We start from the raw sequence: 7086 nt of genomic DNA, 5'->3' as shown, positions 1-7086 counted from the left end.
CTCTGCTTGCAGTTGTATAAGGAAGGCCAAGCTTTCCGCTTCCGTCAAGTTCTTCAGCTTGTGGTGAAGTTTTTCCTGCCGGTGTGTAAAGCTCTGTTGTCTGCCCTGTTTCATAGTGGTGTACTATGACTTTTCCCGCATTCTTTCTCTTGTAGTAATAAATTACTTCCTGCTCTCCTGTAGTAAATGTTCCTGTCGGATTTGTAGGTGCAGGAGTTGTCAGCTCAAAGTTTGCTATATCATTTTCTCTGCTCGCAGTAGTATATGAAAGTCCAAGCTTATTTGTTCCGTCAAGTTCCTCAGGTCCTGCCGCAGTTGCACCCGGAGCTTTGTAAAGCTCTGTAGTTGTACCTACTTCATAATGATGCACTGTAACTTTGCCTGCATTTTTCCTCTTATACTTATAAATAACAGTTGTATCTGTAGTCGCATAAGTACCGTTTGCATTTGCCGGAAGCTGTGTTGTATCCACCTCATAATTCGGATCTGTTGTAACCGCCGCTGTGGTATATGGTGTTCCCACACCTGCAGCAGTCGTTGTATCCGGAATAAGTTCGGTGTTATCATCAATCTTTATATGTTTTACCGTAAGATTTGAAGTCTGATTTTTCAAACCTATGTTTTTAACAGATTTAGTCTTTGTCTTTGTAAGGCTTACATCTGTTTTTGCCCATGTACTTGTCTGTCCGCTAAACATTGTTGAGGCTGATGACTCTGTAGAGTTAAAATCCTGTCCTATTACCGAACTTGTACTTGGATTATTCGGAATGATTGTATCACTTGTTAATGTTTCAACAACCACATTGTAATTACCTGCGTTTGTGATAATGTTTTTGAAAGCATAATCACCGTTTGCATCTGTTGTAGTTTCGGCAATAACATTTCCGTCTTTTAAAAGTTTTACCGGACGGTTTGCAATGAGCACATCTCCTGTATCATACTTTCCGTCATCATTGACATCATAGTATGCTTTTCCGGATACCTGATACTTGTAAATACCGACCTTTGAGTTGATTGCCTCATTTGCACCGTCAATATTGTTTCCATACCATGTTGCAATAGAGTTGTTACTTGTATCAGCTTCATCCAAATCTTTTGTGTCCGGCATTTTTACCTTGTAAGTAAAATACTCTTTGTCATCCTTTGCCAGCTTCACACCTGTATTCATTATAGCCTTAAACATTGTTACCTGACTCCAGTCTGAAATACCTGAAGCACTTACCCAGGTATTTGCAAGGTTCTCGGCAAATGTACCCTTAGGTGAATCTGTAGAATAGTAAACCGTATATCCTGCCGGAGCGGTTACAGGTCCTTGTAAAACAGTTGCAAATTTAGAACCGCGGTCTACATAATTTCCCGCATAGTCCTTTACCGTGTTCTTATCTCCCACATATGGGAAAATATCCAAGAAATTCAACTCTGTTGCATCCGCATTTGAGTTGTTGTAAGCCATGATACGATATTGAACTATCTCATCTTTTTCAGCTTTCATCTTCGCACGGTATGCACTGTCAGGCTCCGATTCAAGTTTTTCAACCTTGTTTATGATAACCGACTGCGGCGGTACGAAGTTGAACTTCCACTCTATTCTTGAAAGTCTGTCATTTGTACTTCCGTTCTCGTTTGAATCATAAATATCAAGGTAATTTACAGTATCCTTTGAAAATACTGTGTGAGGATCCTTGCTGTTTGCCTGATCTGTATTATTGGTCCATGAAAGTATGGCTTCAACTTTATGTTCTCCCGGCTCAAGACTTGAACTTGGAGTAAATGAAACCCTTATATTGTCTCTCTTAAAAATTGCCTGCTGTTGCTTTTTGAAGGCAAAATTATTGAGATCGAAGATATATGCTTTCTTTCCCGTTCCTCCGTAATTGGCTACTTCGGTAGGATTTGCATCAACTGTAAAGTAAGGTGTTCCTCCGACTGTAATGCTGTTAAAGTTTAACTCCGGATCGACAACCATAACAAGCTTACCGTTTTCTACATCTCTGTCCTCGCTGAATATATATGAATTGTCATAGTTGACATTCATCTCATATTCCATGGTATTTCCGGTGTAGGCTATATTTGAAGAAGTATTGCCGTTGATCTTCTGACTTAATTTGTCAAGCTGCATCTGAGCATACTCTTCACGCATGATATATACGGCATTGGAACTGATAGTTGTCCATACGCCGTTGGAGTATGACTGTACCTTACCTGTATTTGTAACATTTGCAGATGAAGGTGAAGGATTTGCAACAAGTCTGTTTTTCTCCTTTGTAAACTCGACAGGTGTAAGCTGTGTCTCAACTACAAGACCTATAGCCTTCTCACCGTACTTTGATATTGTCACCTCGTTGTCAAATTCAAGTCTTACACTCTTATAGTGCTTAGGTGTCATGGCAATCGGTATGCTGTCTGTTGTCATAGCCGCATCATTATTTACCACTTCATACGGCACATTTGTCTGTATAACTTCCTCACTGCCGTCATCATTTACACCAATCAGCTTGTTTTGAGCTATAAGCGCAAGATTTGCGGCATCAAAATAACCGCTTTGTACACGGATTCCGTAACCTGTAAAAAGGCTTGGACTCCATGGCTCATCAATGATTGTATTTAATGTTGTTGTAGTATTTTGTACTACCGTAGTCCCCCAATACTGTCCTGCTGTAATTAAATAAGCATGTTTGTATTCTTCTTTTACAGGAACCGCATAATTGTAGCGAAGGTGATATTTATTTCCTTTAAGCTTTCTTACATAAGAATAATCCTTAAATACGCTACCGTTTCTTTCTGTTGTGGAATCTGCACTTCCGTCAGTATTTACAAGTGCCGTTTTTACCTGGAAAGTCTGTCGTCCTACTGTGGTTCCCGTTCCATACTTTATGGTAAAAAGAGGCCTAAACTCATAGCCTGTTCTTGTAAAATCTTTTGTAATTGTATTGTCGGCCGAATTATAAGTCCAGCCGGTATTGTTCGGTAATGAAGCATCCCAAACCGATGTTGAAGGCAATGTAACGGTTACTCTAACCGGTCTCTTATCCAAACCTTCAGAATATACTACTCTCACTTCTCCATTGGTCGCGTTCTTTTTTCCGTTCATAATAGAGAATGTGATATCGTTTTGGTAATTTGGTGAAAATTTTGTATGTGTTGAATCCACATCCGCATCTACGATTGTTTCACCATAACCCATCTGTCTCGGATTAGTCTGACTGTTGTCGTTTCCTTCAATACCTGCCACATAACCTGCAGCAGTGAAATTTTTGTTGTCATTTACAATCTCCACTCCGTCTTTGTCGTGGAAAGTTGTCTTAATATTAACCTGCTCTCCTCCGGCAACATTCAAGTTTTTGAGAACCGCTCTAAACGGGAAAGTTACAGGCGGTCCTGCCGTCAATTGTCTATAAGTAACTTTTATCTTATAGTATTGTGCATCGCTTGTGCTGTCAACCGTAACTCCTTGTATAAAGTTGGCTGTTGATACATCTGCTACAGACGGTTCCTCAAATTTGTCTTTTGACAAATAAATAATTGAGTATGGCAGTGTATAACTTCCTATCGTACCTGATATACCCGTCTGAATACTGTAAGATTCCTGTTTTCCTATCAGCGATGTTGTTTGACCGCTTACCGAGTATCCTATTTTTGTTGTAACTTGACTACCTATACCTGTTGCATATGCGTCGATGGGCACAGAGGTAAATGTAATTATAAGTGCAAGTATGAATGACAGTACTCCGGTCAAACGTTTTCTTAATGTGTTGATATGTACTCCTCCTTCCGTTGTCCTATTACTATTAAATATAGTAGGCGAAAAATATTTAACGGTACAATTATACTTATTCTCATCTCGAATTTCTATACTTTTTTATTGTATAAAATCAATTTCGACGGTTTTTACTCTGCAATAATAGGAGTCATTCCTTCTATTGCAATAATTTACAAAGAAGGTGTTATTGCTTACATTCTCAAATAAAAAAGGTATATAGGCCGATGCTTACATACCCTTAAAACTTATTTATATATCTTTTTAAATTTATTCAGGATATATCAATCTATCCTTTGATATATCAGACAATACTTCATCAAGATACTTTGCCGAAATATATTTTGCCATAGGCAAATTTATATCCAGATAGTTACCACAGTCCTTTGCACAGGCTCCGGGAACCTCTCCTTCAAAGTCCTTTATAAATCCGAACATCTCCTTAAGCAAAGGTATAATCTCCTGTGACTCATGGTCGCCCTTTAAAAGCAGGTAAAATCCCGTTCTGCATCCCATAGGTCCGAAATAGAGAATACTCTCTCCGTAAACTTTATGATTCCTCAAAAATGTTGCTCCGAGATGCTCTATCGCATGAAGCTCTGCCGTATTTATTACCGGCTCAAAATTCGGTCTGGTCATTCTTATATCAAATGTAGTAACTGTCTCTTCACCGACATTATCTTTTCTTGACACATAAACTCCCGGCAGAAGCTTCAGATGATCTATTGTAAAGCTTGTTATCTTTTCCATAAAATCTCCATTATATATTTTTTGTCTGCAGGTTTCTCATAGCATTGATTATACAAAGTACAGTTACACCTACATCTGCGAATACCGCCTCCCACATAGTACCAAAACCTATGGCTGCAAGCAATAGAAAAATAAGCTTAACACCCAGAGCAAATATAATATTTTGCTTTGCAATGCTCATGGTTCTTTTTGCAAGTTTGATACCTCTTACTATATTGTAAAGATTATCATCCATTATCACCACATCCGCCGCTTCAATGGCTGCGTCTGAACCTATACCTCCCATTGCAATACCTATATCGGCTCTTGCCAAAACCGGAGCATCGTTTAATCCGTCGCCTACAAATGCAAGTACTTTGTTCTCAACAAGCACTTCTTCCACTTTCTCTACCTTATCCTGCGGTAAAAGCTCGGAGTATGCATAGTCAATTCCCAACTCCTTTGCCACCACATCCGCGACCTCTTTTATATCACCTGTAAGCATTACAGACTTTTCAACTCCTACACTCTTTAGTGCAATAAGGCTTTCGCCTGCATCTTCCTTTATTCGATCATTTATTACAATCGATCCTAAGAATTTGCCTTCCTCAGCCACATAGACGATACTTCCGAATTCTTCGCTTTTTTCAAAGTCTATACCGTTTGAACTCATAAGCTTGTCATTACCTACAAGAACCTCTTTACCGTCAACTTTTATACTGATGCCATGTCCCGCAATCTCTTTTAAATCACTTAATCTGTCGGAAATATTTGTATTTTCTCCCGATTCGGTTTTTAGTTCTTCATATGCCTTTTTAACAGATATTGCTATAGGATGTGAAGAATACTCTTCCGCCATTGCGGCCTTTCTTAACAATTCTTCTTCACTTACATTATTTGGATGTAGGCTTACCACCTCAAAAACTCCCTTTGTCAAGGTACCGGTTTTATCAAACATAAAAGTCTTTACTCCGGCTAAAAGTTCAAGATAATTGCTTCCCTTTATGAGCACACCTATTTTTGATGATGCACCTATGCCGCTGAAAAAGCTTAAAGGAATCGCTATAACAAATGCACAAGGGCATGATACAACTAAGAATGTAAGTGCCCTGTAAATCCATGTGGCAAATCCTGTTCCCGGAAATACAAAAGGCGGAATCACAGCCAGTGCTATAGCCGCAAAAACAACTATAGGAGTATATATCCCCGCAAACTTTGAGATAAAGTTTTCTGTCTTTGACTTCTTTGCTGCGGCATTTTCCACAAGATCAAGAATCTTACTTGCTGTAGAATCACTGAATTCCTTCGTAACCTCAAGCTTTAAAAGACCGTCCTTATTTATACTTCCGCTATATACATTGGCGCCCTCATTTACACTTCTTGGAACCGACTCACCTGTAAGTGCCGAAGTATCAAGCATTGCCTTACCTGAAACTACTATTCCGTCTAAAGGAATAATCTCTCCGGCCTTTACCAGTATGATATTTCCTACTTCCACATCATAAGGATCCACAGTTTCCACACTGCCGTCTTCTTTTACAAGATTTGCATAATCAGGTCTTATATTCATCATATCCGATATGGATTTTCTGGATTTATTTACTGCCAGAGATTGTAAGAACTCGCCCACCATATAAAAGAGCATAACTCCGACAGCTTCCGGATATTCACCTATTATAATCGCACCTACGGTAGCAATAGTCATAAGAAAGTTTTCATCAAATACCTTACCTCTTTTTATATTCGAGAAGGCTTTAAGTAATACATCCTTTCCGACTATTATATATGCCGCTATGAACAGTCCGAAACTGATTATATTTGACATGGAAAAGTTTAATTTTGAAACTATGACGGCAATTATATAAAGGCTTGCCCCCATAATTATTTTTCTTAACATCTTCTTTTGCTTATCGTTCATATTATCCTTCTATCTAATGAATACACCTGCATCAATTAAATTATGCTCTCTTTACCTCTACATCAGGCTCTTCAACCTTTATAATTTCCATGGCCTTTTCAATAATCTCATTCATCTTCTCAGCCTCGGCCTCAAGAGTGCATTTTAATGTCATAAAGTTGATATTTGCACTTGTAATACCGTCAATGGCGGCAAGCTTTTTCTCAAGCTTTGCAGCACAATCCGCACAATCCAAACCTTCTAATTTATAAACTCTCTTCATTTCTTTTCTCCTTCTAAATCTGCTTTACATCTATGAGAGACATGTATGATACCTGTTTCAAATATCTCCTTTACATGTTCATCATCAAGTGAATAATATACTTCCTTACCTTCTCTTCTTGCTTTAACAAGCTTGGCTTCCTTAAGTGTACCAAGCTGATGTGATACCGCCGACTTTGTCATTCCCAGCACATCACAAATATCAAGTACACATAACTCATGTACATTTAATGCCCAAAGTATCTTTATCCTTGTAGGATCTCCAAATACTTTAAACAGCTTTGACAGTGAATCTGTTGTTTCAGCTTCAAGCATATTTGTCTTGGCTCTTTCCAGTGCCTCTTCTCTGCTTAAACTCTCTACCTCAATACACCTCCCTTGGTTGAATACTTGTTCAACTGTTATGTTGCTATTATAGTTG

Annotated in this window: 5 protein-coding genes; all 5 read right to left on the bottom strand. The window is 38.6% G+C overall.

Annotation, left to right across the window (positions count from 1 at the left end; genetic code table 11):
• Positions 1-3736: MucBP domain-containing protein (locus HMPREF1495_RS00135; RefSeq protein WP_198013533.1), on the bottom strand; the 3736-nt coding region annotated here is incomplete at its 3' end.
• Positions 3737-4027: 291 nt separating this feature from the next.
• Complete coding sequence (locus HMPREF1495_RS00130; protein ID WP_034211054.1) at positions 4028-4507, bottom strand: S-ribosylhomocysteine lyase; 480 nt, start codon at positions 4505-4507, stop codon at positions 4028-4030.
• A gap of 10 nt (positions 4508-4517) precedes the next feature.
• Positions 4518-6404, bottom strand: a complete 1887-nt coding sequence (locus tag HMPREF1495_RS00125) for a heavy metal translocating P-type ATPase (protein WP_034211052.1) — start codon at positions 6402-6404, stop codon at positions 4518-4520.
• 40 nt (positions 6405-6444) lie between these two features.
• On the bottom strand, positions 6445-6666 hold the full coding sequence (locus tag HMPREF1495_RS00120; protein WP_007594764.1) for a cation transporter: 222 nt from the start codon (positions 6664-6666) through the stop codon (positions 6445-6447).
• Positions 6663-6980, bottom strand: a complete 318-nt coding sequence (locus HMPREF1495_RS00115; RefSeq protein ID WP_084544477.1) for an ArsR/SmtB family transcription factor — start codon at positions 6978-6980, stop codon at positions 6663-6665. Before HMPREF1495_RS00115 ends, HMPREF1495_RS00120 begins: the two co-directional genes overlap by 4 nt.
• Positions 6981-7086 lie beyond the last annotated feature (106 nt).

The organism is Lachnoanaerobaculum sp. MSX33, from assembly GCF_000512995.1.
Classification (GTDB): Bacteria; Bacillota; Clostridia; order Lachnospirales; family Lachnospiraceae; genus Lachnoanaerobaculum.
Note: the sequence above shows the minus strand (reverse complement) of the source record. Positions and strands in the feature narration are given on the sequence as shown.

Bases quoted from the DNA above. Each gene is read 5' to 3' on its own strand.
- HMPREF1495_RS00130 (WP_034211054.1), bottom strand. From the start codon at position 4,507: ATGGAAAAGATAACAAGCTTTACAATAGATCATCTGAAGCTTCTGCCG.
- HMPREF1495_RS00125 (WP_034211052.1), bottom strand. From the start codon at position 6,404: ATGAACGATAAGCAAAAGAAGATGTTAAGAAAAATAATTATGGGGGCA.
- HMPREF1495_RS00120 (WP_007594764.1), bottom strand. From the start codon at position 6,666: ATGAAGAGAGTTTATAAATTAGAAGGTTTGGATTGTGCGGATTGTGCT.
- HMPREF1495_RS00115 (WP_084544477.1), bottom strand. From the start codon at position 6,980: ATGCTTGAAGCTGAAACAACAGATTCACTGTCAAAGCTGTTTAAAGTA.